Origin of the sequence: Paenibacillus sp. (assembly GCF_048976745.1) — a bacterium.
Taxonomy (GTDB): Bacteria; Bacillota; Bacilli; order Paenibacillales; family Paenibacillaceae; genus Paenibacillus.
In genome coordinates, this window is sequence record NZ_JBHGUU010000005.1 from 361,491 (window position 1) to 387,481 (window position 25,991).

The window sequence follows — 25,991 nt, forward strand, 5'->3', positions numbered from 1 at the left end:
CGTTAGTTAGTATAAGGCCTTTAGGTTCCTCCGGTTTTGGCGCTTTAGATCGCCCGTTCGCTGCATACTTCGCGGAAGTTGCAATCCCGGCAGGACCGGTGCGAAGGCATCGCTGTAAAGTAGGTGACGTCCTTCGGACGGTTATAGTATTCATCCTCCACACAGGATCGCATCTCCTCGATGTAACGCCCCACGTTCTCCTCCACCTTCCGGATATCCTCTTCTGTGGCTGTAAACTCTCGGTGTTTTCCGGTTAACAGGTACTCCACTCGCAGCTCAATCTGTTCCAACGGAACCCGGTAGTGCTCTCTCACATAGGATGCGTACAGCATTAACTGATCGGAGAAGTCATCTTCCTTGCCGGTCTTCCAGTCCACAATGACAATATTGCCGTTACTGCGCCGATACAATAAGTCCATCTTCACATACACGCGTGTATCATGCAGCATCATGGTATCCCATTTCTCGATCTCCAGTATGTCCGTACTTGCCCGGGACAAATCCTCCCACGTAAGTGTCTGGTACAGGTTACTGACACAAGCCGAAGCCCGCTCTTTAATCGTCGCAATCCGGTCATTCAACGTATCATCCCCATAATAGACCTCGGATAACATCGTGCGATTCTTGGGGTTCAGCCGCCACTGATCTGCGTCCATCGACTCCACATACGCCTGATTCAGCAGCTTGCGTATCGTCTGCTCCAGAAAGGGTTCACGCGGTTTATCTTTTCCCTCTTCCCTGCTGCGTACCGCCGACTCACACATCCGATGCGCGAGGTCTCCGAAGACAAGATACAGATTGCTAAGTTGTTTCAAACGGTACAGACGTACCTGCATCTCATCAGCAGCGTCTGTCTTCCAACCGTTATGGGCACCGTAATAATGATAATAATATTTGCGCAGGCACTCATCGAACATACTCGCCCGCGACTGCGAATAAGACCACTGCGGGTATTGTGCCATAAGAAATTCTGCCTTTCTGTATGCCGGATCTGCAAGAGATCCCTTAATGCTCACAGTATAAAGCCCGGGCAACATTGCCGCAAGCGCACTTCCGTTATTTTCTTCTGGCGCAACCGTTTCCGATTCGATCCGTATCGTTTATATAGTAACATCACCAAAAGATGAAATTGCGGAACAGAACGCTTAATATACTCCATAGAGGGCAGCGATTCCGGGATGTTAGTGCGGGTCTTACAGGTCCAGCGCTGGCCCGGCGCTAACGAATCACATACACGAACGCGAAATAAGACTTACTCCGTTCGTTAGAAAATGATTATATGAAAAATTGTACAGGCATATCCTAAAAGGAGGCACCACCCATGAATCGACCGGATTGGTTCCAGGCGGAAGAAGCGTTACAACAGATCCAAGTCATCGGAAGCGACCGGAATGAGCTGGTGAACATCATCGGCGATGTAGAAGGATTGAATTGCATTGGCACAGGTACGGATGCGGCTGTATTTACGTATGATGGCTTGCCGCAGTATGCCTTTAAGATGTACTCGGATCATGCCTTGGACAAACTCGAAAATGAAAAACAGGTATACGAACAGCTCAAAGGTCTGCCATACTTTCCTACCTATTACGGCAGCGGCCGGAACGTTCTCGTGATCAGTTTCGAACCCGGGGATACGCTGTTGGAATGTTTGGAAAAAGGAATCCCCGTCCCCGAGCAGGTCATGCTCGATGTAGACGCAGCGCGAGAAGCCGTTCGCAGCCGCGGGTTGAACCCTCGCGACATTCATCTGAAAAATGTCATTCTTCAGAACGGACGTGGGAAAGTAATTGACGTATCCGAATACATTCAGGACGGCAATGACAATCGCTGGGAGCATCTCGTCTGGGCCTATCACAACATCTATCCGCGAATCAAAGGAACGCCCATATCTCCGCGCATGCTGCAGACGATCAAATGGGGATACAATCAGTTCGATCATGCCAACGTCAAAATGGACGACCTCGCCAAGAAAGCCAATCGTCTGTTCTCCAGATTTATGAAATAGGCACGTTGTACACATAGAGGATTGTTTTGTTTTTATTGAATCAAAACCACCCGGATAACAGCCTTGATCGGCCTTTATCCGGGTTATTCTTTGTATATGTGCGTATGCGTATGATTATTGTTACGGTAATCACTGCCGTGTTCTCTGCTTCCGCTTCTGCTTTTCCCACATTTATGATTGCGAGTTACATATGGTCACAACCATCGTTATGACACTTTATTCGAGACTACTGCTAGTCCGGCTGTGCTCAACCTTCTTTTCTCCCCCGCCCCTGCGAAGGGGTCATGCCCTTGTACTGTTTGTATAACTTCGTAAAATAGTTGGCGTTATCGCAGCCTACTCTGGCGGCGATCTCCGTAATGGTCAGATTGCTGCCTTGCAATAGCTGCTCTGCCTCACTCATTCTGCATCCGTTCACGTATTCCACGAAGGTACGTCCGGTCAGCTTTTTGAACATTTTGCAGAAGTGATACGCATTCAGTCCCACATGACTCGCCGCTTCCGTAACAGACATCTTACCTGTAGGGTCCGCTTCAATCTGCGCAAGCAACTGTTTGAAACGTTCACGATTGGGAAAATACGACCCTACTGATTTATCCGGCAACTGCTGCGGCATAAAGGTTCGCGCAAGCAGGGTGAATAAGGCATGCAGCTTGGACTTCACCACGAGCTGATAAGCCGGGGGCTGTAACGCCATTTCCTCTACGGCTTCATTCAGCAAAGAATAATAGCCTGTGCAAGCTGTATTTTCCTCTGCCGGTTTGACCGGAAACCTCACCCTGCCTTCCAGATACGGCGCAACATATTGCTCATGCACAGGATCATGGGTGAAGTCATGAAACAAGGCACGGTTCACCACAACGGAATCATAATGCACATCCCCCTCATCCAGAGCATATCCAACATGTAATGTGCCTCCGGGAATGATGATGACCTCACCTGCTTGAACTACATAAGGTTTGCTATCAATATGAAACAGCGCACTGCCCTTGCGCATGACAATCAGTTCAAAATGTTCATGCCAATGCAAATACAGAATGCATTCTTCCACTTTCATATCTGAACATCGATTTTGGAACAGCTGAAATGGATGTGATTTATGGTCAATTCGGGTATTTTCGTGAAGCGCTTTCAGATCCAGCACGACTTCTTCCCCCTCTTCACAAGATCCGACTAATATTACACAAGATTGTGTAGAGCCATCCCGTTAATCCACGGCTATAATGAGTGTGTCACGAAGTACTATAAGCCAATATTGGAGTGAAATTCAACCATGAATAAATCATTACGCATCGGTACTCTTGTAGGCGGGCAGGACGCCGTCCGCGTTATCCCGCAGATCATGCAACACGGCTTCGAATCATTTAACCTGACCTTCTGGCAAACAACTGGCGATCTGGATCTGGCCGAGACAGCCAAACGTGTCCGTGAAATTGTGGACGAAAAGGGTATTGTCATCTCCGCGGTGAGTGTATTTGGTAACCCGCTCACGGGAGCCGGAGACAACGCCGATACACTGGCAAGTTGGGAGCGAGTGATTGATCACGCACAACTCTTTGGTGCAGATATCGTCTCCGGGTTCACTGGACGATTGACCGATCAACCCATTGACGAGTCCATCCCCCGGTTCAAGAAAGTATTTGGTGAACTGGCACGCCGGGCAGCAGACCGGGGTGTAAGCATTGCTTTTGAAAACTGTGATATGGGAGGCACCTGGCAGACAGGCGACTGGAACATTGCCCATAACCCGACGGCTTGGGAGATGATGTTTGATGCGGTTCCGGATGAAAATGTTGGGCTGGAATGGGAGCCTTGCCATCAAATGTCCAGTCTGATCGATCCTATTCCACAGCTACGCAAATGGGCTCACAAAGTGTTCCACGTCCATGGCAAAGATGCCACGATTGCCTGGGATATTGTCAAGGAATACGGCGTACACGGTCCACGGGAATTTGTCTGGCACCGCACACCCGGCTTCGGGGATAACAACTGGGCAGACATTATCACTATTCTGCGTCAGAACGGTTATCAGGGCACGATTGATATCGAAGGCTGGCATGATCCCGTCTACAAAGACGAACTCGAAATGACCGGACAGGTACATGCTTTACGGTATTTGAAACAATGCCGTGGTGGCGATTTTGTGCCCAATCCGGTTTAGGAAACCTCATGATTTGAAGACTCCGAGGAAGAAACCATTTGAGCTGTATAACACAATCCATGCGAAGGAGATGAGAACATGAGTCATCCTTATCGGGTAATTATCGCTGGCTGCGGTGCCATGGCGAACACATGGGCCGAATACGCCTTGCAAAGACCGGATACGGAAATCGTCGGGCTAGTTGATCTGTATGAGCAGACTGCTACTGCTTTCGCTACAAGACATGACCTCACCTGCCCTACGTTTACCGATATCCGTGAGGCCATTCAAGCGACTGGTGCGAATATCGTATTCGATGTCACAATTCCGGCGAGCCATTATGGCATTGCCATGACAGCGCTGAAGGAAGGATGTCACGTTTTTGGCGAAAAACCCCTTGCGGAGTCCTTCTCCGACTGCACGGATATTGTGCAAACCGCTCGTAGCACGGGACGTATTCAAGCCGTGATGCAGAATCGCCGGTTCGATCCGCGGATCCGTGCCTACCAGCACCTCATTTCCGGTGGAGCTATAGGGCAGGTAGGTTACGCAGGGGCAGACTTTTTCCTCGGGCCACACTTCGGTGGATTCCGGGATCTGATGGATAGCCCGCTGCTGCTCGATATGGCAATACATACGTTTGATCAGGCACGATATATTCTCGGAGCCAACCCAGTATCGGTGTACTGCCATGAGTTCAATCCTCCAGGTTCCTGGTATCAGGGCAATGCGATGGCGTTATGTATATTTGAGATGTCTGACGGGTCCGTGTTCAACTATCGCGGATCCTGGTGCGCAGAAGGTGTACCCACATCATGGGAAGCAAGCTGGCGCGTAATCGGTGAAAAAGGAACCGCCATCTGGGATGGTCATGATGACATCTATGCTGAGGTGGTTGCTGCGCAAAGCCTGGATGCCGACGGCAAACCATCCTTTTTCCAGCCAAGTGAGCGGATTGAAGCGGAACTGCCAATCATGGAGAAAACAGGACACCATGGCTGCCTAGAAGATATGTTCGCTGCACTGGAATCCGGCCGACTGCCTGAGACCGATTGCAGTGATAACCAGTTCAGCATGGCTATGGTCCTCGCATCCTTAGAAAGCGCACGCACAGGCCAGAAAGTATTCATCGCCGATTTGCTGAAAAACACATAACAAAGCGCCCGAGTTTTCCAATTAAACAAAGCCCAAACTGCAATAGTTTAGCAGTTTGGGCTTTGTTTTTTTACCTACTCCCCTTTCCTATACAAGGTACAAAAAAAGTTTCTGATGAAACGCGACGTAGTGCAGGGAACGAAATCGATTCTGAAGAAGCAACGCGGTCGCCTTTATCACCGGATTTCGACTTTACAAAAGTCGATCAGGAAATCCGGGGATAACAGCGATCGAAAGAACGATTCGTAACCGAAACGGCCGCTTTACGAGCAGTAAGAACTCTTTTTTTAAATGTACCATTTATAGAATTCCTTTTTTCATTGCCTTATACACCAACTGCGAGAACAGGCTGTTGGACCAGGCAAACCATGGTCTTGTGAACGTGCTGGGATCATCGGCATGGAAACCCTCATGCATATATCCAGTACCTGCATCCGTGTTCTCCAGTAATTCAATCATGGCCAGCATTTCCTCGTCATTGTCTGCGGTCAGACCCTGCATGGATAACGCCATGTGCCAGATGTATCCCGGCGGGGTGTGTGGGCTACCGATCCCTTTGGCTGCCTTCCCTTCATAATAAAACGGATTTTCCTTGCTCAAAATGAATCGCCGTGTGTTCTGATACACAGCATCCTCCACCGAAGCATACTCCATATACGGAATGGACATCAGTCCAGGCGTACCCGCATCATCCATCAGACAAAAGTTGCCGAAACCGTCCGTCTCATAGGCATAGATCTGCCCATACTCTGGATGACGATAAGTACCGTACAGGGAGATACCGTGCCGTATTTCTTCTTCCAAACGAGCCATCCGGCTTACCAGTTGTTCATCCCGGAACACCCACTTCGCGATCTCCCCCATCTGACGCAAGGTTACCGCAGCGAACATGTTCGCCGGAATATTATAATGAAAATCACAGGCATCATCACTCGGACGGAATCCGGACCAGATCATTCCCGTATAATTCACGGGCATACCCAATCCTTCATTTCGCAGCGTATCATGGGCTGGACAATTACGACGCATGAACCGGTAAGGTGATTGCTCTGTGTGATGCTGTTCTGTCTCCCATAGTTGTACGATATTCTCCATCACTTTCTTGAATCGCTCATCGAATATGTCCGTAAGTTCCGTCTCCCGCCAATAGGTATAAGCCAGCTTCATGGAGAAACATAGAGAATCCAGCTCAAACTTCCGTTCCCATACCCACGGTGACATCTCCGTCTCATCATTGGCATCCCAATGCCATCCATTCGCCGTTTCATTGAATGCGTTGGCATAGATGTCCATATCAGCGTAGAACGTATGACGTTTGATCAGGCCTCCAATGATACGTTGCAACTTCTCGTCATCCTTCGCAAGTGGAACATAGTGCATGACCTGCTCTACGGAATCCCTTAACCACATGGCGGGAATATCTCCTGTAATTACAAAGGTTGTTCCATCATCGAGCAGCTTTGTAGTCGTTTCCAGCGTATTGGGAAAACAATTGCGAAATTGAGCCAGCAACCTCGGTCGATGTTGCAAACGCTCGTCCGCTTCAGTCAGAATATCCTGCACAGCTTGCGGTAATTCCAGATGCGGCATAGGGATTTTTGGTAATCTGAACTGTTCCATGGATGTTGTCTCCTTTGAATTGAGGTTTTATGTATAAGTTGATAAAAGATTATTTACACTGGCACTACGATGACAGAACAACTTTCCAATCGCTGTTATCCCCAGATTTTTTCGATCCCCTTTCTCAAGGGGAAATCTGGTGATAAAGGCGCACGCTTCGCTTTGTCAATTTTTTTCTGTCCTCTCCGTTATCGTGTAAATGATTAGTTCAACATATATAGATTGGTTTAGATTGACTATATGACCCCAACTCTATTGTTATTTTTGTTATGATAAATTATAATAACAGTATTATTTGTAAGTGTACTGTGTCAGAAGATGATCGTCAAATGAAGGAGTAATGATATGTCACGCAAAGTATCCATTCAGACGCTGGCTGACCAGCTCGGATTATCCAAATATGCCGTCTCCCGCGCACTCAGTGGCAAGACGGGTGTCAGTGAAGCCACACGTGCACGGGTACTGGAACTCGCCCGGGCTTTGGGATATCGCCAAAGTACGCCGGGGGCTACTAACAGTTCTACTGCCGCAAACCATGCAGATCCGTCCGATCCCCCGTTTGTTCTCATATGCATGAATCAGCTTAACCGCGGTGAACCCCACTACTGGCAACGTGTTCTGTCAGGCATGATCTCCGCTTGTAATGAGCGTGGTTGGCATCATGCCATTGTATCTCCCTCACTCGGAGTGACGGACGAGAACACCTCTCCCGAAAAAGCTATTGCTCCTCATTTGGACTGGGAACGTTGTGCAGGAATTATTGTCATGGGTGCTTTTCCTCATACGGTTCTGCAACGCCTCTCTCAGACGGGTCGGCCTATTATTCTCGTAGATCATCAGGAGCCGCTGCTGAATTGTGATACGATCAGCCACGATAATCTGGAAGCTGGCATCACCGTGGCTAGATACCTATTGTCTATGAATTGCCGACGGATCGGACTCATCACAGATGATGGGCGTGCTGCAAGCTTCGCGCAGCGGAAGATCGGGATTGAGTTGGCCTTGAATCATTTCCATGTGGATACCAGTCATACGACCAGCTTCAGAGAATGGAATATTCCGTATGAGAATGGGGAATGGGTCAACCAATTGGCTACCACCATTCAAAACATGCCAGATGATGAACGTCCCGATGCCTGGATTGGTGTTAATGATGATATTGCTTTGCAGTGGATGCACAAATTACAGGAGATGGGCATCTCCACACCTAAAGATTGCCTTGTCATCGGTATTGACAATGTACACTCTGCCGTTACGTCTTCCCCGCCTCTGACCACAGTTAATCTGTGTAAAGAGGAACTCGGACAGCGTGCGGTTGAAGCTTTACAACGCCGGATTGAACGCCCGGGGACACCGAAAGAAACGGTTATGTTATCGACTACGTTGATTCCAAGGGAATCGGCATAATTTGGAAATCATAAATAAGATCTCTTGGATAGAAAAATTTATTAGTTACTTGCTTCCAACCTCAAATTGAGCCATACGAAAGAGGCCCCGCATATCATTATGCAGAGCCTTTTTTGTATACCTTATATGCCTATCTATACATCCAGAATCCAATCCAAAGATCAGTACTTATGCCATCCATTCAGAGCTTCATTTACTTCATGGCTGTTGATTAAAATAGATGTACTAATCGTTATTTCAGCCAAGGCAGACTATTGTACGATGGAAGGTCCACTTCCCAATTCACATCACGATACTCTCTATCGACTACGGTTCTTTTCAAAGTGAATTTTGTACCCTTTTCTTCGTTAAAGCCACGAATCTTCAACTGCAGATCATCTTCAACGTATTCACCGTTATTGTTAGGCTGATCCGGATAACCGTTCACTTCAACAGGATACTCTTTTCCATCCGAATCTACTGCAACCCAGCGATCACCCATGAAAGCATTTCGGAACGTCCCACTCCCCTTTAGAACTAGTGAATACCCTTCCTTTACATCAATCTTCGGAGGATCATACGATTCCATCAGTGGCTCGTACTCAAAATCATAAAATAATATTTCATCTCCAAGCTGTTCAAATTGTGCAAAAGTATAAAAATTCGTATCCTTACGCCTCTTCTCCAGATCAACTTCCACTGATTTCTCTTCCTTCACCGGGAGGGTGTAACCATCCAGAATAAAGCGAATGTTCTTCGCATCTACCGTAACAAATGCAGGGTCCCATGTCTCAGATAACTTCAACGGTCCACCATTTCTTATGTCACTCAGATCTTGGAGCCGAAACTTGGCTTGACGGGAATCTGGTCTTATCCCATTGAAAATTCGATATTCATTTGTTTCAGGAATCTCAAGATGGTAGATGATACTCATATAGCTCGCCCAATCCTCATTAACTTTGGCACGAAGTTCATCATCCAGACTCACGTTCAGGTCAAGCCGAGTTCCGTTAGGGGTTCGAACAAGCTGTGTCATATCGAGCTTCAGTCCTTCTGGCGTCGTATAGGTGTTATTCATGGAATTTTCAACAGCCAACGATTTGGCTTTGGTCATATCAATGCTGAATTTAAAACTCCAATCCACCGTAACGTCTCTTTCCTCATATGACTCTGTCGCAAAATTATAAAACAATCCTACTTTTAAATGTCCTAATTCTCCACGCACGAACACCTGATCAGGAATATCTTTGTCAAACTGAAATACAAATTTGTCAAGAGAGCCATTGCTTATTCTGGTATCCCTTGCAAGGGTCGCAACCTCTCTTCCCGTTTCATCAGTGACATGGATTCTTCCCATTTCAGGATATAAAATTGACATTCTGGTTCCATCAGGTGCTGTTTGTTGCAGCCTCATTACAATCTGAGAACGATCCACCAGTACATCTTCAATCTTGAGCTTGTATCCTTTATCTTCAATAAGTAGATTCGGATTCACCACAAGTCCAAGAGGCTTAAGACGTTTGTAATCATCAGCCAAATATGAATATTTCAATGCTTCAGGCACAGGTAGGTTAGGCAATGGCAGACGATCCACAGCATTTACCGCGGGTTGTGCTGGCTCTGCTGTTCGGTCAAAAGCAAACCAGGCCCCTCCGGCAAGGATCACAACAGCCGCTGCGGCGATTCCAGTTTGGCGCATCCAATGCGCTCTCATAGATTTTTTCACGAATGGATGCTCGTCTTCCCCACTTTCCATGGACACCTCATCCAGCTTCTGCATGACCTTAAGCGTAAAATCCGCATCCGGCTCCTCTCGATACAGATGCTCTTCCCACAACCGATCTTCATCCTTTGAAATAGGCTTCATACGTGGCTAAACCTCCTTTGCGTTCCATTTGCTTCCTCAGCATTTTTTTCCCGCGATAAAGGGCATTACGCACTTTGGTTGAACTCAAGCCCGTAACATCCGCAATCTCTTCATAGCTCAACTCGTTTGTGTACTTCAGTAATAACACCAGCCGATACGAATCAGGCAACTGTTCGAGATGTCGATATATTTCACGCTGCATCTCTTTATGCAGCACACGTTTCTCCGGTGTTTCATTACTGACAGGTTCGATCCCCTGATCAACCGGAGACATGACGGGTTTCTTTTCCCGTATAAAATCCCGCATCCGATTCACCGCAATGGTGTACACCCACGACGAGAAACTGCTTCCCTCCCGCCTCGATGGAAGATATCGATAGATACGAATAAACGTATCCTGAGCGAGATCCTGGGCATCCGGATGACTCGCACCCATTCCGCGCATGATGCCGTAGACTTTATTTTTATATCGATCTACTAGCACAGAGAACAACTGCTTATCTCCTGCAATAATGCGCTCAATAAGCTCTTCCTCCGGTATCTGTTGAGTCATGTAATCCCCCTTCTCTACAGCTTCCATGCATGGTTCTGTACTATATAGACGGAAGCCGTTCCCGAAACCTCTCACTTTATCCAAAAAAAAGAATTCGCCCTCATCTGCGAAGCCGACAGGATGAACTCTGCGTACCAACATTCTGTGATTGTCGCTGCACATTCTCTATAGATTTCGTGGTAGCCTATTACTGCTGCTATCTTACCTCTCCTGTTTTTCTTCCTCTTAATTCTCCCTGTTCTTGTCCGCAACAAAATCAGCAAGCTGTGAATAGATCGCCACAATCTCATCCATCGACATGCGCACGAGTCCACTGGATGAAGGAGCGACGAATTCCTGAATTTCCTTGACGACCGGGTCATCCTGGAATCCCCATTGTACTTTGGCACGTTTGCTGTACTGGGTGTACACCCCTTTTCCGACAAAACAGGCGATGTCCGGTCGGTATTCCTCCAGCTTTTGCCGCAAAATCTGGCGTCCTTCTGCATATTCTTCCTTCGTAATATCTTCCATACCTTTAGTGGGCCGGGCCACGATATTGGTGAATCCGTACCCCAGCTTCAGCAACTCTCCATCCTCCTGTGCATCATATAAACGCGGGGTTAATCCCGATCGTTCAAGGATGCGCCAGAACCGGTTTCCTTTGTAAGCATAATGATGACCCGTCTCTCCAGACGTAATGCTCGGATTGAAACCAATAAACAATATCGATAAACCAACATCCAGATGATCTGGAATCATGATGCAACCCCTCCTGATCTTTTTTAGCCTATTCCCACGTTCGGTTGTGTATAAAATGATATAATAAGCAAAGCATTTTCGAAATCGGATTGAAATTTTCATGAAAAAGGAAGCTGAACTAATGATTGCAGACATCATGCTTGAAGTCGTCCTACCCGTTTTTCTACTGATCGCCGTCGGTTCCTGGATGCAAAAGGTGTTCAAGCTGGACTTGTACACTCTCGCCAAAATCAATTTCTATTGTATTACCCCCGCAGCCGTCTTTATGAGCATGTATCACTCGGATATGTCGGGCGAACTGCTCGGGACTGTGACATTATTTTACGCAATCTATGTATTGATTCTCTATATTGTAGGTTCTGTAGTTGCGCGCTCACTTAAAATGAATAAAGGCATGAAGGCTGCCTTCAACAACAGTATTATGCTGGATAACGCAGGCAACTATGGACTGCCCATCAATGCACTGGTATTCCGCGGCGATCCCCTCGCCTCTTCCATTCAGGCGCTGGTCATGTCTTTGCAGGCATTACTGACATTTACCTATGGCGTGTTGTCCATTCAGGGCGCGAAGCTCAAAGGTAATTACCGTGCGGTGATTATTGGATTTCTCAAAATGCCTGTTCCGTATGCACTCTTGCTGGGGATTCTGTTCCATATGTGGAAGGTTCCCTTGCCTACGTTCCTGTCCATGCCGCTGACCTATGCGCAGCAAAGTATGGTCGCTGTAGCGCTGCTGACACTCGGAGCACAGATTGTAAAATATCCAATTCGACTGTATCGTCTTGATGTGTATATTAGCACATTTTTGCGTCTCCTGATTGGCCCGGCTATCGGGATTTCGATTGTGCTCATGTTAGGGTTGGAAGGCATCGCTGCACAGGCACTCATTATCGCTTCGGGTATGCCGACCGGTGTCAACGCATCCATCCTGGCGGAAGAATACGATAACGAACCCGATTTTGCAGCCCAGACGGTGTTGATTTCAACATTGCTTAATATCATTACGATTACGGCACTGATCTCTTATGCCAAAACGTTCTAGATGGGGAATGTCCATAAGTACATCCCTCCATTAAGACCCAACTAAAATTTACAAGTCCACGCCCCCTATAGGTGGTTGTGGGCTTCTTTGTTTATACTCTTCGTCCCATTTGCAGGAACAAAGTCTTACGAAAAGCATTTATTTAACCCAACCAAAGGACTGTTTTGCGCGTCAATTCCTTATTATCCGTTGCGAATAAACGTTTCGACCTTTAAAATTAGTGGGTAAATATTTCACATCGTTTCATTTTTGATATATACATAATCTGTAGAAATTCTTAATTTTATCTTCCACGAGGTGAATGTCGTGACCAGGATTATTGTACCGCCTGAGCAGCTTCAGGCAATCTCCAACTAATTTGCTCAAGCTTCGGAACATAGTCGTAGCATGATTAACAATTTAAGCAGACATATAAGTACATTACAAAGCCAGTGGTCAGGAATCACACAGGAGCGTTTCTTTCAGAACTTTCAGGTGGCACATCGGCAAATGGAAAGATTCTCTAGCTCAGTCTCTGCGATTGGCACGGAACTACATACGATCGCAACTCGTTTCTCCCAAGCGGATCAATCTCAGGGGCATGGTGTACAGACCAATACAAGCCAATCCACTTCCGGGAAAGATGTAAAAACGACACTATCGGATATATATGATCAAGGAAGTCAGTCTTGGAATATAGTTAATGGAATTCATGGAAATGTAGGCCTGATTGGAACAGGATTATATTCTGCTTTGGCTACGTCCATGGTACTCTCCAAAACGGTTCATTTCAAAGTAGATCCCCGGAACTCTAGCCGTGCCAAAGTCCATAATGCCCCGTGGGTGAAGGGAAAGGGGAATTCCTTTCTGAGTAACATGGCACGTAAACTGGATAAACAATTCCGCAACCCGGGACTGGTCATGAAAGGATTAAAAGGCTTTGATCGACTTGCAGGTAATTTAAAAGTAGGTGATATCGGGCTTGGTTTCAACAAAGCCAACAGCTTCAGTCAATGGACCCGCAATGTTATTGCCGGTGTGAATAAAGGTCAATACGGTATGAAAATTTCCAAAATACCTACAATGATAAGCAAAAAACTGTTCCCTATCAACGTAGGACTTAATGTTTGGGATGAAGGGGTCAAAGCGGTCTCCAAGTATAAGGAAGGAACATTAACCAAAACGGATCTCGCCGTATCCACATCGAATATCGTGATCAAGTCTGCCTCCGCAGGAGCCGGGGCTATTGTTGGCGGGACCCTATTATCGTTCGCCGGGCCTGCAGGAACAGCAGTTGGAGCTTATGTAGGCGGAGCCATAGGTAGTTACGCCGGAAAACATATAGCCTCGGCGGCTGAAAAAGGGATTAGATGGGTTAGTAAACTCTTCAAATAAATACTTAGGAGGTATCCATGCAGTTCGTTACATACCAACGAAAATATGCAATACGTCATACGCTGATATCTGCTCTTTTTATCATAGCTGGACTTGTCTTGATTGGTGATGTTATCTATGGTGACAATAGCGTTCTGCAAACCTTGTACTTTACTAGTGCGGCATTCTTAAGCTTTTGGTTTGTGGGACGTCTGTTGATCTGGAACATCACGAGAATATTTGGAACAAACATCTTATTTTCCTTCGACCTGTCTGGCATTAAGACAAATGCAGGAAAACAGTTATTTTGGAAGGATATACGCACCATTGATTTCGTAGCACCGGGACTAAACAAATGGATTCAGCCTACTCCATCCTATTACTTATTCAAAATGGTTGATGGAAAAAGCTATAAAATATATACGTATAGTCTACTGAAACATCAGGAAAACGACATTCTTAAAGTACTTCGAAAAACCTGGAATGAGCACAAATGACCTTATAAAAAAAGTAACCTGAATCTAACAATCTACATAGAAAGTAGGCGGTTAAGCTCATGAATAAACGACTTGTTACCTTATCCATTGAAGAATTCGGATTTGCGCTGGCCACAATTGGCGCAGAGGACATTGCAGCCGGTCTCCTAAAACCGATGTATGGCGAGTTATCTGAACAACACTGGGAACTCGTTCTAAGGGCTGCCTCTCACGGTCTTTTATCCAAAGGACTCATCTTGCATATGGAAGATACCGAGATAGAGATCGAGCCGGAGTTTCTGAAGATGCTTATGCATTTTGCCCAAAGCCGCAGCATGATTAGAGCGTACTCAGACAGCCTTGAACAAGAAAAGGTATTAACTATTCACAAAAGTACAGATAACAACGATACATACCTCTATCATTTGGCAGTGGATCAACGTGTGCATTTGTTCACCTGGACAGAACCTGAGGAATGGGAAGAGGAATTGTTCCGATTTTACATAGGGCAACAAAAACCATTCATTGATCAACCTACTCAGTTCACGATAACGGAGGAACAATGGACTGTCCTGACGAACGAGGAAAACCGTATTGTGTTAGATAGATTCATGGACGATTGGGAGCTACCTCTAGAAACACGCGAGTTATTGAAGGTATGGCATAACTCTTTTGAAGCTTCTGGTCGTAGTGTGGATAACCTCAGTATCATCAATTATGCCGAAGATGTAATTCCTCTGCCTGATCAAGCTCTCCTGCTGCTTCATACCGAACAAGGTATCTGGAGCATGACTAACAGAGATTCCACCAGCGAAAATGATTCCAACATCGAGATTGACCAGCATACCAATTCCTCCTTTCGTAAACAATTGCGAGAATGGATCGATCGCTTCGCGGCCCCTGTCTCCCATACTTAAATGTGCAGCACATGCAAAAAAAGTCCAAGAGCCACCACCTTTGGTCTCTTGGACTTCTTCCATTATTTAACCCATGAACTCTCAACTGCCTGCTCATCCTACTTGTCATGCAGCCTGCCATAGGACTATGATTCAAACGTCGTTCGTTCCGGGAACTTGCCGCCTTCCCTGAATAAACATCGTACCAGTCGCTGCGCGGCTCGGTTAAAGAAAAAACTCGGGCTTACCCCATCCACCTGGACAGGTTCCAGTTCCCTCACACTTTCCTTGATCTTATTCATCTCAATGAGCCCCATCTTTCGCTCATTCGGTCCGAATCGATAAATAACCTTCTCATCGTCCTCCGTCTGTTTCACCAGCAGAATCACGGATGCCATACAGGTTACCCCCTATCGTTACGTTATGAGATTCCATTAATCACTTGCCTACTATAATTATTACCCAGATTCTAGGGGAAGGATATAGGACTTAAGTTAGTTATACCTAAATTAAATATCCTGATATAAAGATTCTCCCAAATGAGTCGTTAGGCTTACTAACCCCCTGCTCACGCTATCCTTTTGGATAGTCACTGTCATGAAAGTGCGTACTGCCCAAGTCGTTTTTCTCCGTTTATACTTGCTCTAAACTTATTTTGAATTCCAAAGGAGAGAACCATATGACCACAGCTCAAATCTATAGCCACGGTGTCCCGTGGGAAGAAGCATTTAACGTTGCTCAGGGATACAGCATTAACGGTATGATCTACATTGCAGGCCAATTTTCGCATGATATGCAGGGAACGTTCATTGGTGTTGATGATATTGAAGCACAGGTCCGCCAGACACTGGATAACTTGGATCGTGTGCTCGCAGGATTTAACGTGACCAAGTCGAATATTGCTGAACTGGAGATTTTTTTGGTTCACCCGCAGGAGCATCTTGAGCCATGTGTTGCCGTGTATAAAGAGTACATTGGTACTCATCGTCCGGCTGTTACGATGGTTGGGACATCGGGTCTGGCATTCCCTCATCAACTGATTGAGATTCGCGCCGTTGCTCATACCAACTGAGCCCAGGTCATGTCAAAAGTTACAGCACCACGTACACAGGCAGGATAAGGAACTTTCTTTAACGAAGTTCATGCCTACATAAAAAAGCAGGTTGGGATTAGGTCCCAACCTGCTTTTTTTCTTAATCTTATTCTTTCATCTTCACTGTCAGCGTATTACCGGATGAAGTGAGGGATGCTCCAAGCCCTTCTACCAAAACTCTGAGTGGAATGTATGTTGTTCCCTTAATTTCTTTGGGTGTTGCCTGTAAGGTGACCTCTTATTCCCCTTCACTCCACACCTCTTGTAATGCCAAACGGAAAATCCGATCCAATTCTTCAAATTGAATGATTTGCTCATTATCCATCTGGCCAGCCAGTTGTTCAAAATACTCGATCTTCTCCGCCAAAAAAGTCTGGATTGCGGGCAGCTGTGGCTCCAGATCCATTTCCTCGCCTGCCTTTTTCCGGCGCAGCAATTCATGAATCTCCGTATACAGCGATGTATTTGCAGGGACAAGTTCTTGCACCAGCTCTTCAAATGCCATCGGCGGCATCTCATCATAACGTTCGATCCAGCCACAAGCGAGTAAGGGACGTAACACATAGAAATACTTTTTAATTCTTACTCGCTCACCTTGTAAATAATCCCGATAATTGCCTTTTGCCATATTCAGATAATGATACATGCAGGACTTGGGCGAGAAGGTCAACGGTGAAAGTGCACGGATATGCTGTGCCACGTTATACTGTTCATCATACTGAATAGGGGATTGCAACCACTCCAGCAGTGGTGGATTGGATTTGCGAAACAGCTTCAACGCCTTGCGCAGATCCCAACCATTGATATCCAGCTGATCACTGATTGGACGTTCGATAACATCCCTTCGATCCTCAATCGACAAGTACCATTCCAGCGGTCTCACATACAGAAAACGTACATCATAATCACTGTCCTGAGAAGGAAACCCCCACGCCCGGCTGCCTGATTCACAGGCATAGATAATCCGTACCTGCTCCTCCTGTTCAATCTGCTTGAGCTGCTGTCTAATCGTATCTTTCATTTCTTCATGAACATAGGTCATGGTGCGTCGCCTCCAATTTCGCCTAACTAAATTTCCATCGCTCTCACCCGGTTCGCGAGTGTATCATATCCTGCTACAGTCTCGGCAATATACGTTAATACCGTTTCACTCCAACCATAGATGTAAAAGGTTTTGCCATCCCGTGGCGGTACCATGGCCTGCTGATAAGGTGCTATATCCACAATAAATGCCTTCAGCTCCGGATTCATCATCCGGCGATATCGCTCAAGCTCGGCATATAACGGGCTGCCTTCATTCTGCTGTTCATCGGTGATCATAATGATCTGATCCACTTTCTCTCCGATATCCCGAAGTTCCCGCACGGGTCGACCCGTGTCCGTTCCACCTTGTGCGCGAATCCGGTGAGCCTGGGAAAGAATACTTTCATCCATCTTGGGACGAGCATCTTCAACCATATGGTCGAATAACCAGAACAGCGAATTGCCTCGTGTTTGTTTATAAAGCGCCAGTGCCAGTACCGAACCAATCCGTAAATAATCTCCTTGCATGGAACCGGAACGATCCAGGAAAATAGCAGTTCTTCCCGGGAGCGTTGGCAGATTGCCAATCGATAGCTCCACTGCCTGCCGCAAAGCATCCCGCAACTCTTCCCTCGCAATCATTTCATACGCACTGGCAAATCGGAATGGCAATATGCGCGATTTGCGCAAAGCTTCCGCATCCGTTAAACGACGTGTAACAACATCGATATTTTTCGATTTTTCAAAAACACCTGCCCGATCCATTGCATTCAAATGGCGCAGCAACGCAAAGGTCGGCATCTGTGACATTAACGCCTCCCACACCGTACGTGTCGGTTGCATGATCGAGGTGACCACCGAATACGGCAGTTTACCTTTTTCGATCAGATACATCCGACTTGCCGGGTTTGGGGTAGCTTTCAGCTTTTCAAGCGCCTGCAACTGCGGAAGTTCCGTAAGATCCACCTCGTGTCCGCGCAAATAACGGAACAAGGCTTGCTGCTTCAGATCGATCGGCTTGGGGTGTGCTGTAGCGATCATATCGCCCAGACTGTATCCACGCCCGCGTCCGTTGTATTTGATCGCCCAGTATTCGCTGATCCCGTTCAAAAAGAGACTCACCTGACGCTTCACCGCCCGGCCGCCCTGCCCCCGACCCAATCCTCTCAGAATGGTCAGAAAATCAGCCAAATCAGCCGGTGTCTGTACCACTTGGGAGAATACCTTGGCAAACTGATCCACATCCACTTTGGACAAGAGTGCCAGGCCGTATAACGGCTGTAACCGCATCAAACCTTCATGACGAGCATAGACCAGCGCCCGCGCCATAAAGCCTGCATCGACCTCAGCCATCTCCTGATGACTGACCATCGCGTCGTCCATCAGCTGCTGGGTATCTGCATAGAACGTATTGTTCAATGTATTGGTCATCAACATCTGTATATATTGTTCCTCCACCAATCGCTCATAGGCTCCATAGCACCCATGATTACGTGTCGTTGGCTGAGGTTGATTGAATAATTGTTTCGCTCTGCTCATCCCTCATGACCTCCCGGTGTGAGTCTATTTACTGTTCTCTCATAATAAAGTGTTCCGAGGAAATAGGTGGGAAGGTATAATACCCGCTCTACCGCTGAGCTACACCGCCATGAACGGCGGCGATTGGATTCGAACCAACGACCTGGTCGATTAACAGTCGAAGTAACCCTCCCTGGCGCCTCGGAACCTTGATCCACAGTGCTTGTTGTTGCCCCGCTTCACATCCTCATTATGCCTCACACATCTGCACGCGAACATGGCGAAAGTATGACGACGACTGAATTTCTGCAATGGAGGCAACCTTCATAAGTTTAAAATGAAACCTGACACTCTTCCTGCTACAATGAAGGGATAACAAGGAGTGAATGTGCATGGCAAGAGAGAGTTTTGACAAAGAAATTCAGTTCTTACGCATGTTATCCCTGACAAGTGGTGCATATACCCGCAAACAGTATGCCGAGCGGCTTGGCATATCCGTACATACCTTTGATAAAACCAATCGCAGGTTAAAAGAAATCATGCAGAGCGTCACGGACCAGCGTTCAGGTGCCGAAGCAAGCCGGGAAATGACTGATCTTGTCCGCTTCCAGTATGGAGAATCCGCGGAACCTATGCTGCTCTTCCTCTTCCGCGCCAAGTCGATGAAAGAGACTGAAGTTCAGCGTCTTTCCGTCCTTTTGCATACCCTACAAGATACAGCACTGACCGCGATGGAACTGCTGGACGCCTGCTGTGCTAATCTGCCGGAAGATCTGGCGTTACCTGACGAGAAAACCATTCGCTCTGATCTAAAATATCTGGAAGAGGTTGGGGTTATTCGAAGAGAGCCGGGTGGCAGACCCTATCGTTATGCTTTACAACAAGATGTCCTTACCGAATTAACCGTGGAGGAACAGCTGGAGTTGTATGATTTTGTGGATCTGATGGCAAATACCCAGGTTCCTTCCGTACAGGGGTACTTATTGCGGGACAGTCTGAAGAAAGCCATTAGGGCAAGTTTTACGCAAGAAGAAGCTACCGAGCCCTATATCTATAAGTATCACTATTACTCTCGTATCCTGGATGAAGCTCATCTCTACACGCTGCTCAGTGCAATTCGTCAGCGCAAACGTGTGCAGTTCCTATACTATTCACCGAAAAAACCATCCAGCTACAGTTCACAGAATACGAATCCACGCTTTGAACGTGAAGCCGGTGGTCGATCCAACCGGATCGTGCCCCTTGAAGTGGTCTATGACCATCAGTATGGTCGTTGGTATGTCATTGGATATCAGGGCCGCCGCGGCTTTGTGAAATTCCGCATGGAGGGCATAACACAGTTGGAGGAACAAGATGCAGTAGAAGAGGAATACATGCTCGAACTGAAGCAGCAGTGGACCGACATTAGTCGCTACAGTTGGCTCGTGGATACGGGAAATACCGTGACGGTTCAAGCTCGCTTTTTCCACCCGGAGCGTGGTCAGCGCAACTTCATTCTGGATCGGGTTCGTCTGCAAGGTCAATGGGGCAAAATCACACCCGAAACGGACCATACCTTTCTCTACGAAATCCAGGTCAACGGTACCACTGAGATCAAACCGTGGTTACGGAGTTTTGGCTCAAGCTGCGAAATCATCGCACCTCAGAGACTACGCCAGGAGATGATCAAGGAATGGAAGGAGATTGCGGAATATTATGAACCTGTTCGAGAAGATGTTCAATTACCAGATGATGACACGACTGAATGAAACCGGACTGTTCACCTGGACCTCACAGGAACGTGCCTGGCTTCGCATGATGTTAAATCACCCTGCTGCAAGAGAAGCCCTGAACCCTATAACGTTGGATAAAATGCACAACATGTTGAATAGCGAGCAGGATCTGAACCTTCAAGATTACCTGACTGAAAAAGCCAAAAGTGAGGAAAGTAGTGTCTCTCATCCACTTCTTAGACCGTTACGACTAATCATTCTTCATCGCCAGGGTTTTCGACTGATCGGTCGCGTCCGTAACGGACGCACAAGTCAGGATGAATTTGGTTTTCCGTATAAACTGGAGTATTCCATGGTCAAAAAAGAATGGTACGTGCTCTGGTACGCGCCTCGCATCGACAGGCTCATGTCCACCAAGCTGCACAGCATCGTTACCGTGGAAGCCCAATCGGTTGAGCCGAATACCGTTTCGGGTTACACTGCCCGAATTGCTGCAATTACGGAGAAGCGCAAAACGACCATCACCATTGAGGTTCTGCCCGAGTTCAATCAGGAGTTATCCCGAATCCTCTATGCCTTCTCCTGCTTCGAGAAACAGGTCGAGTACCTGGAAGCCGAGCAGATGTATCGAATCGAGCTGACCGTTCCGCGGAATGAGATGGATTATGTCTTATCCAAGATGCGTTTTCTCGGCAAACGGGTACGAATTGCCGATCACACGATGCTGCGGGAGCGAATGTCTGAGACAGCCGCCAAGGCATTGGCCCGTTATGCAGAAAAAGATTCTGATTTACATTCCGAACACTCCAATGAGGTTCAGCACCGTCAACGCGAGGAAAAACCTTTTGCAAAAGCCGATGGGCATTGATTGGTAAAAGCGGGTTAACCCTAACCTATTGCTCAAAAATAAATCCGTATACAAAATAAAGGTCTGGATGATCTCATCCAAACCTTTTTTCCATACATGCGCCTAAACTAGGTTCCCCCACTGCTGGCAGCCGAATTCCGTCTTTTATTAATCGCATGTACGCCCATGACTACTGCAACTAATTCATATGTGTCCAGTTGTTCCGATTGGTTATCTAATACAAATGCCCCTGAACTGAACCAGCCACTGGTGCGGCGGAAACTTGCCACGATGCGGCCGCCACTGCCACTTATATCATATTCTTGCGAAAATGCTGGAGCAGACACATCATACGTACCGCGCGATCCGGCATCATATTCATACTTTTTGCTGAAGAAGCTAAACCTCGCTCGCAATACACCCAGATGTCTCCCATCTGCTGAAGTGATATCCCAACGATTGGTTAACATGCGGAATTTGCCGCTGCAAACCAACCCCGAGTTATCTGATACATCAAGCGAAGAGCCAAAGAGACTTTTCAAATCCAGATGCCCTGCCTGTTCCTGATCCGGATTCATAATCTCGGTGTAACCCGCGTTAAAAAAATTATCTCTGAAGTAAAGTTCCATAACCCTTTCTCCTTTCCCTTACATATCCTTTCGTTCTTTATAAACACCATCTCACATCGAACACACAATATATCTATATTTACGTATCTTTAATGGGGTTTGATTCAAAAATCAGATCATCGCTGGATGTAAAAAACGAGCAACCCTGGTTGCTCGCATTACGTTCAAGTTATCCTGTCATCAGACTTCGACTTTTTTGTTGTTCAGGTAAATGGTAGCCCACACCAAGATGACCGCCACAATGACTTCAAATACAATGCTTCCCCACATGCCGTCCGACCATAATACACCATTGGCTGTGATTGCAATACCTGTACTGTCTTCGGTGTACCGGAACATCTCATTTGGATTGAAGCGTCCTGTCATAATCATATTCTCCAACCAGCCAATCAGATTAACGAGGACTAAGAATGCGACGATTCCGATCCATGGTCCCGTTCTCCAACGGAAGCTGCCCGCAATGGAGATCGAAAGAAAGATGATGACAGTCATAAATACGATAACCCAAGCGATAAACAGCAACAAACGAATATAATCCGAAACTTGCAGACCGGAAAAATCAATATTGGTAACCATGTTCATTCTGAGTTTCATGGAGATATAGATGTAGGCATGAGTCGTAAATATAATAACTAATCCCAACCCGCAAAGAGCTCCAAAGATCAGTGGAGACAACACATGTGTTAGACCTGTTACGGGTAAGAGACGGCGATTATAAGAGCGGATATTGGACGTGTATGTTTTAATCATTTTCACATAAATCGCCACACCTACTCCAACATAACCCATAATGCCAAGCACAACCCCTGTGACCTCAGACATGAAAAGGGAAAGCGCCACTTGCGCGATAATTAAAATAACCAGCCCAGCCAGCAGTGTATTCCAGTTCCTTCTAAAGTCATACTTCAATAATGTCATCATTCCGCATAGACCTCCTTGAACATCTCATCCACACTTTTTCCATACTTCAGACGGAGCGTTTCCACTTCCTCCCGCATCACCAGTTGACCTTCACGAATGAAGACAACTTCATCAAAAATCCGCTCGATATCATTCACCAGATGTGTGGAGATGATCAGACTGCTGTCTTCATCATAGAATTTGACGATCGCATCCAGAATCTTGCCACGCGCAACCGGGTCTACTCCGCCAATCGGTTCATCCAGGAGATACAGACGAGCCTTACGGGATAACGCAAGTGTTAGTTGCAGTCGTTCATTCATACCTTTCGACAGATGCCGTACCCGGTCACTCTCGACAAGGTTCATGAACTCCAGCATCTCCCGTGCCTTCTCTTCATCAAAATCAGCATAGAAATCGCGGTAGTACGCAATCGCATCCCGCACTCTCATCCATTTCTCGGTTAATGGACGATCCGGCATGAATGAAACCAGCGACTTCGTCTCCAACCCAACAGGCTTGCCTGTGACTTGAATCGTACCACTGCTCGGATGCAGCAAACCTGCAACCAGCTTCATGAGCGTGCTTTTGCCACTGCCGTTGCTCCCCAACAGACCTACAATTCGGCCAGGAGCGATATCCAAGCTGATATTACTGAGCGCTTTCTTACTGCCATATGTCTTGTTAATCTGGTTCAATTCAAGGATGTTACTCATGCGTTGTTCCTCCCTTTCCTTCCGCAACGGCATCGGCCACGATGGATAAGATATCCTGCTCTTCTATCCCCAGTTCCTGCATTCCGGTTAGAAACCGTTCCAGCAACTCACTGGCCATCTCTTTTTTGATTGTCATAATCTTCCGCTCCTCACTGGTCACATATCTGCCCAACCCCCGTTTGGTTTCGACCACTTCTTCCCGCTCAAGCTCCTGAAATGTCCGTTGTACTGTATTGGGATTAATCTGTAATTCAGCCGCAAGTTCACGAACCGAAGGAATTTTGTCACCTGCCTGAAGTGTCCCGGTTACAATCTGTCTCTTGATGTACTGCATGATCTGCAGATAGATCGGTAAGTTGTTATCAAATTCCATAGTCACAAAGCTCTCGCTCCTCTCTGTACTGGTGTGTTAGTTACATAGTACACTAGTAATATAGTGTTGTAAAGCCCATTTGTTATAAATATATATTCGCTCAGTTGATGAGCAAACTTTGGTTATCAATATAAATGCAAAAAAAGAGCAGATCATGAAGATCTGCTCTGAATAACTTAGTCATCTTATTTCACACGATATCTAAGGGTACTTTGCCTTTAGGTGCAGGGAAAGCCTCATCCAACTGGTTCCGTTCCTCTGGTGTCAAAACGATATTCACTGCTGCTGCATTATCCGCCACATGATTCAGCTGTACCGCCTTGGGAATCGCCAGCACATCTCCGTCCCTGATCACCCAGGCTAATGCGATCTGCGAAGTTGTAACTCCTCGATCCTTCGCAATCTTCTGAATGACTGGATGCTCCAACAATTCACTGCGAAGTCTGCCCCCCTGAGCCAGTGGACAATACGCCATAACAGGAACGTTACGTTCCCGCATCCAAGGGAGCAAATCATGTTCAATACCACGCGAAACTGCATGGTAAAGCACCTGATTCACCATGCACTGAGAACCCTCCGGCAAACTCCATAATTCCTGCATATCCCTTGTATCCAGGTTTGAGACACCCCAACGCAAAATTTTACCGGATTGCTTCAATTGTTCCAAGGCCCGGACCGTCTCTTCGAGCGGTATTCCTCCGCGCCAATGGAGCAAATACATATCCAAGCGATCTGTACCAAGACGCGCGAGACTACGCTCACAGGCTGTAATCATCTGCTTGCGATCTGCATGATGGGGATATACTTTGGATACGAGAAAAACCTCATCACGCAGGCCCGAGATGGCCTTCCCCGTAACGACTTCTGCCCCACCTTCTGCATACATCTCTGCCGTATCAATCACGGTCATTCCCAGTTCAATACCGGAACGCAGTGCCCGTACTTCTTCTTCCTGGCTGGACTGCTTTTCTCCCATGTACCACGTGCCTTGTCCTATCGCGGGCAGGGCAGTTCCATCCGGAAGCAGAATCGTGCGTGTCTGATCACCATGCAACATCTATATTCCTCCATTCTGAAGACTCGATGGATATTGACTCTAACGACGATTATACGAATCATAAATCAGGTTATCACTCACATGTCTCCAGTGGCTCATCATCAAGATATACAACTGGTCCAGTGGCATGGTGAGGCTACTTTGGGCAACGCTGATGGTCGCATCAACCATATTGCTGTTGACCGTCATTAATTTGCGTTTCATCCCGTTCTGACGATCCAAAAAGGCTTTCTCGTCCCGCAATTTGACCCCAATCATTTTCTGTCCCATCAATTCATACATAAAAATATTCTCAACGTCTCTCCAGGCCACTGCCCCTCCTGCGGTATAAGAAGATGCATCCACAAATCCATCCTCATCGATCACAAAAGAAGGTTCCTTCTTAATCATCTTTACCAAACTGTAGCAGAAACATAGCCCAAAAAATAAAATGGATAGAAATCCAATCACACCCGAGAGGATGGAACCATTCGTACTTGAGGAACTATCAAAAATCAAAAAAAATCCGGCTGCCACAAAAAGTGCTGCCCCTGCCGTAAGCCACGCCATTCGTTTCCGGTTTGGATATTCTACATGCTGTTCATAGGATGTGCTCAACGTGACGTTCCTCCTTCACTACGACTGAATCATACGCGTTCTATATAAACGAATGGTTATAAACCAAATATCCGAATGTAAAACAGAATTGCATTGTCCATTAAACCAAATTCACGAAGGTTAAACATTAAATTGAGAGCATTTTCATCATTTCTGCGCTTATTCCACATTAGGATTCGTCATCTTTCGAGCAAATCCTTTTAACACATCTATATGAATTGAACAAAGAATGTTTGCACTGACCACTCCGATGACAGAACAACCTTCCGATCGCTGTTATAAATTCGCCCCT

At 46.7% G+C, this 25,991-nt stretch carries 25 protein-coding genes and 2 pseudogenes; 11 read left to right on the forward strand and 16 right to left on the reverse strand.

Annotated elements, in window-relative coordinates; translation table 11 throughout:
• Window positions 1–44 precede the first annotated feature (44 nt).
• Complete coding sequence (locus tag ACE3K2_RS05395; protein ID WP_421887641.1) at window positions 45–962, reverse strand: PD-(D/E)XK nuclease family protein; 918 nt, start codon at window positions 960–962, stop codon at window positions 45–47.
• Between the two features lie 359 nt (window positions 963–1,321).
• Here ACE3K2_RS05395 and ACE3K2_RS05400 point away from each other — a divergent pair, with 359 nt between their 5' ends.
• The gene (locus tag ACE3K2_RS05400) at window positions 1,322–2,005 is read left to right on the forward strand and encodes a serine/threonine protein kinase (protein ID WP_340019453.1); all 684 of its coding nucleotides are present in this window, start codon (window positions 1,322–1,324) and stop codon (window positions 2,003–2,005) included.
• A gap of 247 nt (window positions 2,006–2,252) precedes the next feature.
• Here ACE3K2_RS05400 and ACE3K2_RS05405 read toward each other — a convergent pair whose 3' ends face one another.
• Window positions 2,253–3,149, reverse strand: coding sequence for an AraC family transcriptional regulator (locus ACE3K2_RS05405; protein ID WP_421887644.1), 897 nt, complete (start codon window positions 3,147–3,149; stop codon window positions 2,253–2,255).
• A 129-nt stretch (window positions 3,150–3,278) separates the two neighbouring features.
• Between ACE3K2_RS05405 and ACE3K2_RS05410 the strand changes: the two genes are divergently transcribed.
• Together ACE3K2_RS05410 and ACE3K2_RS05415 are read left to right on the forward strand one after the other, a co-directional pair.
• On the forward strand, window positions 3,279–4,166 hold the full coding sequence (locus ACE3K2_RS05410) for a sugar phosphate isomerase/epimerase family protein (protein WP_421887646.1): 888 nt from the start codon (window positions 3,279–3,281) through the stop codon (window positions 4,164–4,166).
• A gap of 78 nt (window positions 4,167–4,244) precedes the next feature.
• The gene (locus ACE3K2_RS05415) at window positions 4,245–5,300 is read left to right on the forward strand and encodes a Gfo/Idh/MocA family protein (RefSeq protein WP_421887649.1); all 1,056 of its coding nucleotides are present in this window, start codon (window positions 4,245–4,247) and stop codon (window positions 5,298–5,300) included.
• 300 nt (window positions 5,301–5,600) lie between these two features.
• On the opposite strand, the gene ACE3K2_RS05420 is transcribed toward ACE3K2_RS05415, so the two are convergent.
• A complete protein-coding gene (locus ACE3K2_RS05420; protein WP_421887652.1) occupies window positions 5,601–6,920 on the reverse strand; it encodes a glycoside hydrolase family 125 protein in 1,320 nt (439 codons plus the stop codon).
• Between the two features lie 345 nt (window positions 6,921–7,265).
• Between ACE3K2_RS05420 and ACE3K2_RS05425 the strand changes: the two genes are divergently transcribed.
• Window positions 7,266–8,327, forward strand: coding sequence for a LacI family DNA-binding transcriptional regulator (locus tag ACE3K2_RS05425; protein ID WP_421887655.1), 1,062 nt, complete (start codon window positions 7,266–7,268; stop codon window positions 8,325–8,327).
• A 232-nt stretch (window positions 8,328–8,559) separates the two neighbouring features.
• Here the strand turns inward: ACE3K2_RS05425 and ACE3K2_RS05430 are convergent, their stop codons facing one another.
• The 3 genes from ACE3K2_RS05430 to ACE3K2_RS05440 form a co-directional block, all read right to left on the reverse strand.
• Window positions 8,560–10,173, reverse strand: a complete 1,614-nt coding sequence (locus tag ACE3K2_RS05430; protein WP_421887658.1) for a hypothetical protein — start codon at window positions 10,171–10,173, stop codon at window positions 8,560–8,562.
• The gene (locus ACE3K2_RS05435) at window positions 10,151–10,726 is read right to left on the reverse strand and encodes an RNA polymerase sigma factor (protein WP_421887660.1); all 576 of its coding nucleotides are present in this window, start codon (window positions 10,724–10,726) and stop codon (window positions 10,151–10,153) included. Before ACE3K2_RS05435 ends, ACE3K2_RS05430 begins: the two co-directional genes overlap by 23 nt.
• Window positions 10,727–10,951: 225 nt before the next feature.
• Window positions 10,952–11,467 carry a mismatch-specific DNA-glycosylase gene (locus ACE3K2_RS05440; RefSeq protein ID WP_421887663.1) on the reverse strand — a complete coding sequence of 172 codons (516 nt, stop codon included), beginning with the start codon at window positions 11,465–11,467 and terminating at the stop codon, window positions 10,952–10,954.
• A 121-nt stretch (window positions 11,468–11,588) separates the two neighbouring features.
• Between ACE3K2_RS05440 and ACE3K2_RS05445 the strand changes: the two genes are divergently transcribed.
• From ACE3K2_RS05445 to ACE3K2_RS05460, 4 genes and pseudogenes are all read left to right on the forward strand, one after another.
• Window positions 11,589–12,509 (forward strand): AEC family transporter, encoded by a 921-nt coding sequence (locus ACE3K2_RS05445; RefSeq protein ID WP_421888369.1) that lies wholly within the window; start codon window positions 11,589–11,591, stop codon window positions 12,507–12,509.
• 369 nt (window positions 12,510–12,878) lie between these two features.
• A pseudogene (locus ACE3K2_RS05450) lies at window positions 12,879–13,883 on the forward strand (WXG100 family type VII secretion target); the annotation flags it as partial.
• Window positions 13,884–13,900: 17 nt separating this feature from the next.
• The gene (locus ACE3K2_RS05455; protein ID WP_421887666.1) at window positions 13,901–14,359 is read left to right on the forward strand and encodes a hypothetical protein; all 459 of its coding nucleotides are present in this window, start codon (window positions 13,901–13,903) and stop codon (window positions 14,357–14,359) included.
• A gap of 59 nt (window positions 14,360–14,418) precedes the next feature.
• On the forward strand, window positions 14,419–15,255 hold the full coding sequence (locus tag ACE3K2_RS05460) for a hypothetical protein (protein WP_421887669.1): 837 nt from the start codon (window positions 14,419–14,421) through the stop codon (window positions 15,253–15,255).
• 125 nt (window positions 15,256–15,380) lie between these two features.
• Here the strand turns inward: ACE3K2_RS05460 and ACE3K2_RS05465 are convergent, their stop codons facing one another.
• Window positions 15,381–15,632, reverse strand: a complete 252-nt coding sequence (locus ACE3K2_RS05465) for a hypothetical protein (RefSeq protein WP_047841868.1) — start codon at window positions 15,630–15,632, stop codon at window positions 15,381–15,383.
• Window positions 15,633–15,913: 281 nt separating this feature from the next.
• On the opposite strand from ACE3K2_RS05465, the gene ACE3K2_RS05470 reads away from it, so the two are divergent.
• A complete protein-coding gene (locus tag ACE3K2_RS05470; RefSeq protein WP_421887672.1) occupies window positions 15,914–16,306 on the forward strand; it encodes a RidA family protein in 393 nt (130 codons plus the stop codon).
• A gap of 127 nt (window positions 16,307–16,433) precedes the next feature.
• On the opposite strand, the pseudogene ACE3K2_RS05475 reads toward ACE3K2_RS05470, so the two are convergent.
• The 3 genes and pseudogenes from ACE3K2_RS05475 to ACE3K2_RS05485 form a co-directional block, all read right to left on the reverse strand.
• Window positions 16,434–16,550, reverse strand: a pseudogene (locus tag ACE3K2_RS05475) (YHYH domain-containing protein); the annotation flags it as partial.
• Between the two features lie 15 nt (window positions 16,551–16,565).
• Window positions 16,566–17,369 carry a nucleotidyltransferase domain-containing protein gene (locus ACE3K2_RS05480; protein WP_421887675.1) on the reverse strand — a complete coding sequence of 268 codons (804 nt, stop codon included), beginning with the start codon at window positions 17,367–17,369 and terminating at the stop codon, window positions 16,566–16,568.
• 26 nt (window positions 17,370–17,395) lie between these two features.
• A complete protein-coding gene (locus tag ACE3K2_RS05485) occupies window positions 17,396–18,889 on the reverse strand; it encodes a TROVE domain-containing protein (protein ID WP_421887678.1) in 1,494 nt (497 codons plus the stop codon).
• 371 nt (window positions 18,890–19,260) lie between these two features.
• Between ACE3K2_RS05485 and ACE3K2_RS05490 the strand changes: the two genes are divergently transcribed.
• Window positions 19,261–20,616, forward strand: coding sequence for a helix-turn-helix transcriptional regulator (locus ACE3K2_RS05490; protein WP_421887681.1), 1,356 nt, complete (start codon window positions 19,261–19,263; stop codon window positions 20,614–20,616).
• Window positions 20,564–21,448, forward strand: coding sequence for a WYL domain-containing protein (locus ACE3K2_RS05495; RefSeq protein WP_421887684.1), 885 nt, complete (start codon window positions 20,564–20,566; stop codon window positions 21,446–21,448). The genes ACE3K2_RS05490 and ACE3K2_RS05495 overlap by 53 nt, the downstream gene beginning before the upstream one ends.
• A 107-nt stretch (window positions 21,449–21,555) precedes the next feature.
• Here ACE3K2_RS05495 and ACE3K2_RS05500 read toward each other — a convergent pair whose 3' ends face one another.
• The 6 genes from ACE3K2_RS05500 to ACE3K2_RS05525 form a co-directional block, all read right to left on the reverse strand.
• Window positions 21,556–22,056 (reverse strand): hypothetical protein, encoded by a 501-nt coding sequence (locus tag ACE3K2_RS05500; RefSeq protein WP_421887688.1) that lies wholly within the window; start codon window positions 22,054–22,056, stop codon window positions 21,556–21,558.
• A gap of 180 nt (window positions 22,057–22,236) precedes the next feature.
• A complete protein-coding gene (locus ACE3K2_RS05505) occupies window positions 22,237–22,977 on the reverse strand; it encodes a hypothetical protein (RefSeq protein ID WP_421887692.1) in 741 nt (246 codons plus the stop codon).
• A complete protein-coding gene (locus tag ACE3K2_RS05510) occupies window positions 22,974–23,672 on the reverse strand; it encodes an ABC transporter ATP-binding protein (RefSeq protein ID WP_421887695.1) in 699 nt (232 codons plus the stop codon). The genes ACE3K2_RS05505 and ACE3K2_RS05510 overlap by 4 nt, the downstream gene beginning before the upstream one ends.
• Window positions 23,665–24,051 (reverse strand): GntR family transcriptional regulator, encoded by a 387-nt coding sequence (locus ACE3K2_RS05515; RefSeq protein ID WP_076331852.1) that lies wholly within the window; start codon window positions 24,049–24,051, stop codon window positions 23,665–23,667. The genes ACE3K2_RS05510 and ACE3K2_RS05515 overlap by 8 nt, the downstream gene beginning before the upstream one ends.
• 184 nt (window positions 24,052–24,235) lie before the next feature.
• Complete coding sequence (locus ACE3K2_RS05520) at window positions 24,236–25,102, reverse strand: aldo/keto reductase (RefSeq protein ID WP_421887699.1); 867 nt, start codon at window positions 25,100–25,102, stop codon at window positions 24,236–24,238.
• A gap of 39 nt (window positions 25,103–25,141) precedes the next feature.
• On the reverse strand, window positions 25,142–25,699 hold the full coding sequence (locus tag ACE3K2_RS05525) for an STM3941 family protein (RefSeq protein WP_421887702.1): 558 nt from the start codon (window positions 25,697–25,699) through the stop codon (window positions 25,142–25,144).
• Between the last annotated feature and the right edge of the window lie 292 nt (window positions 25,700–25,991).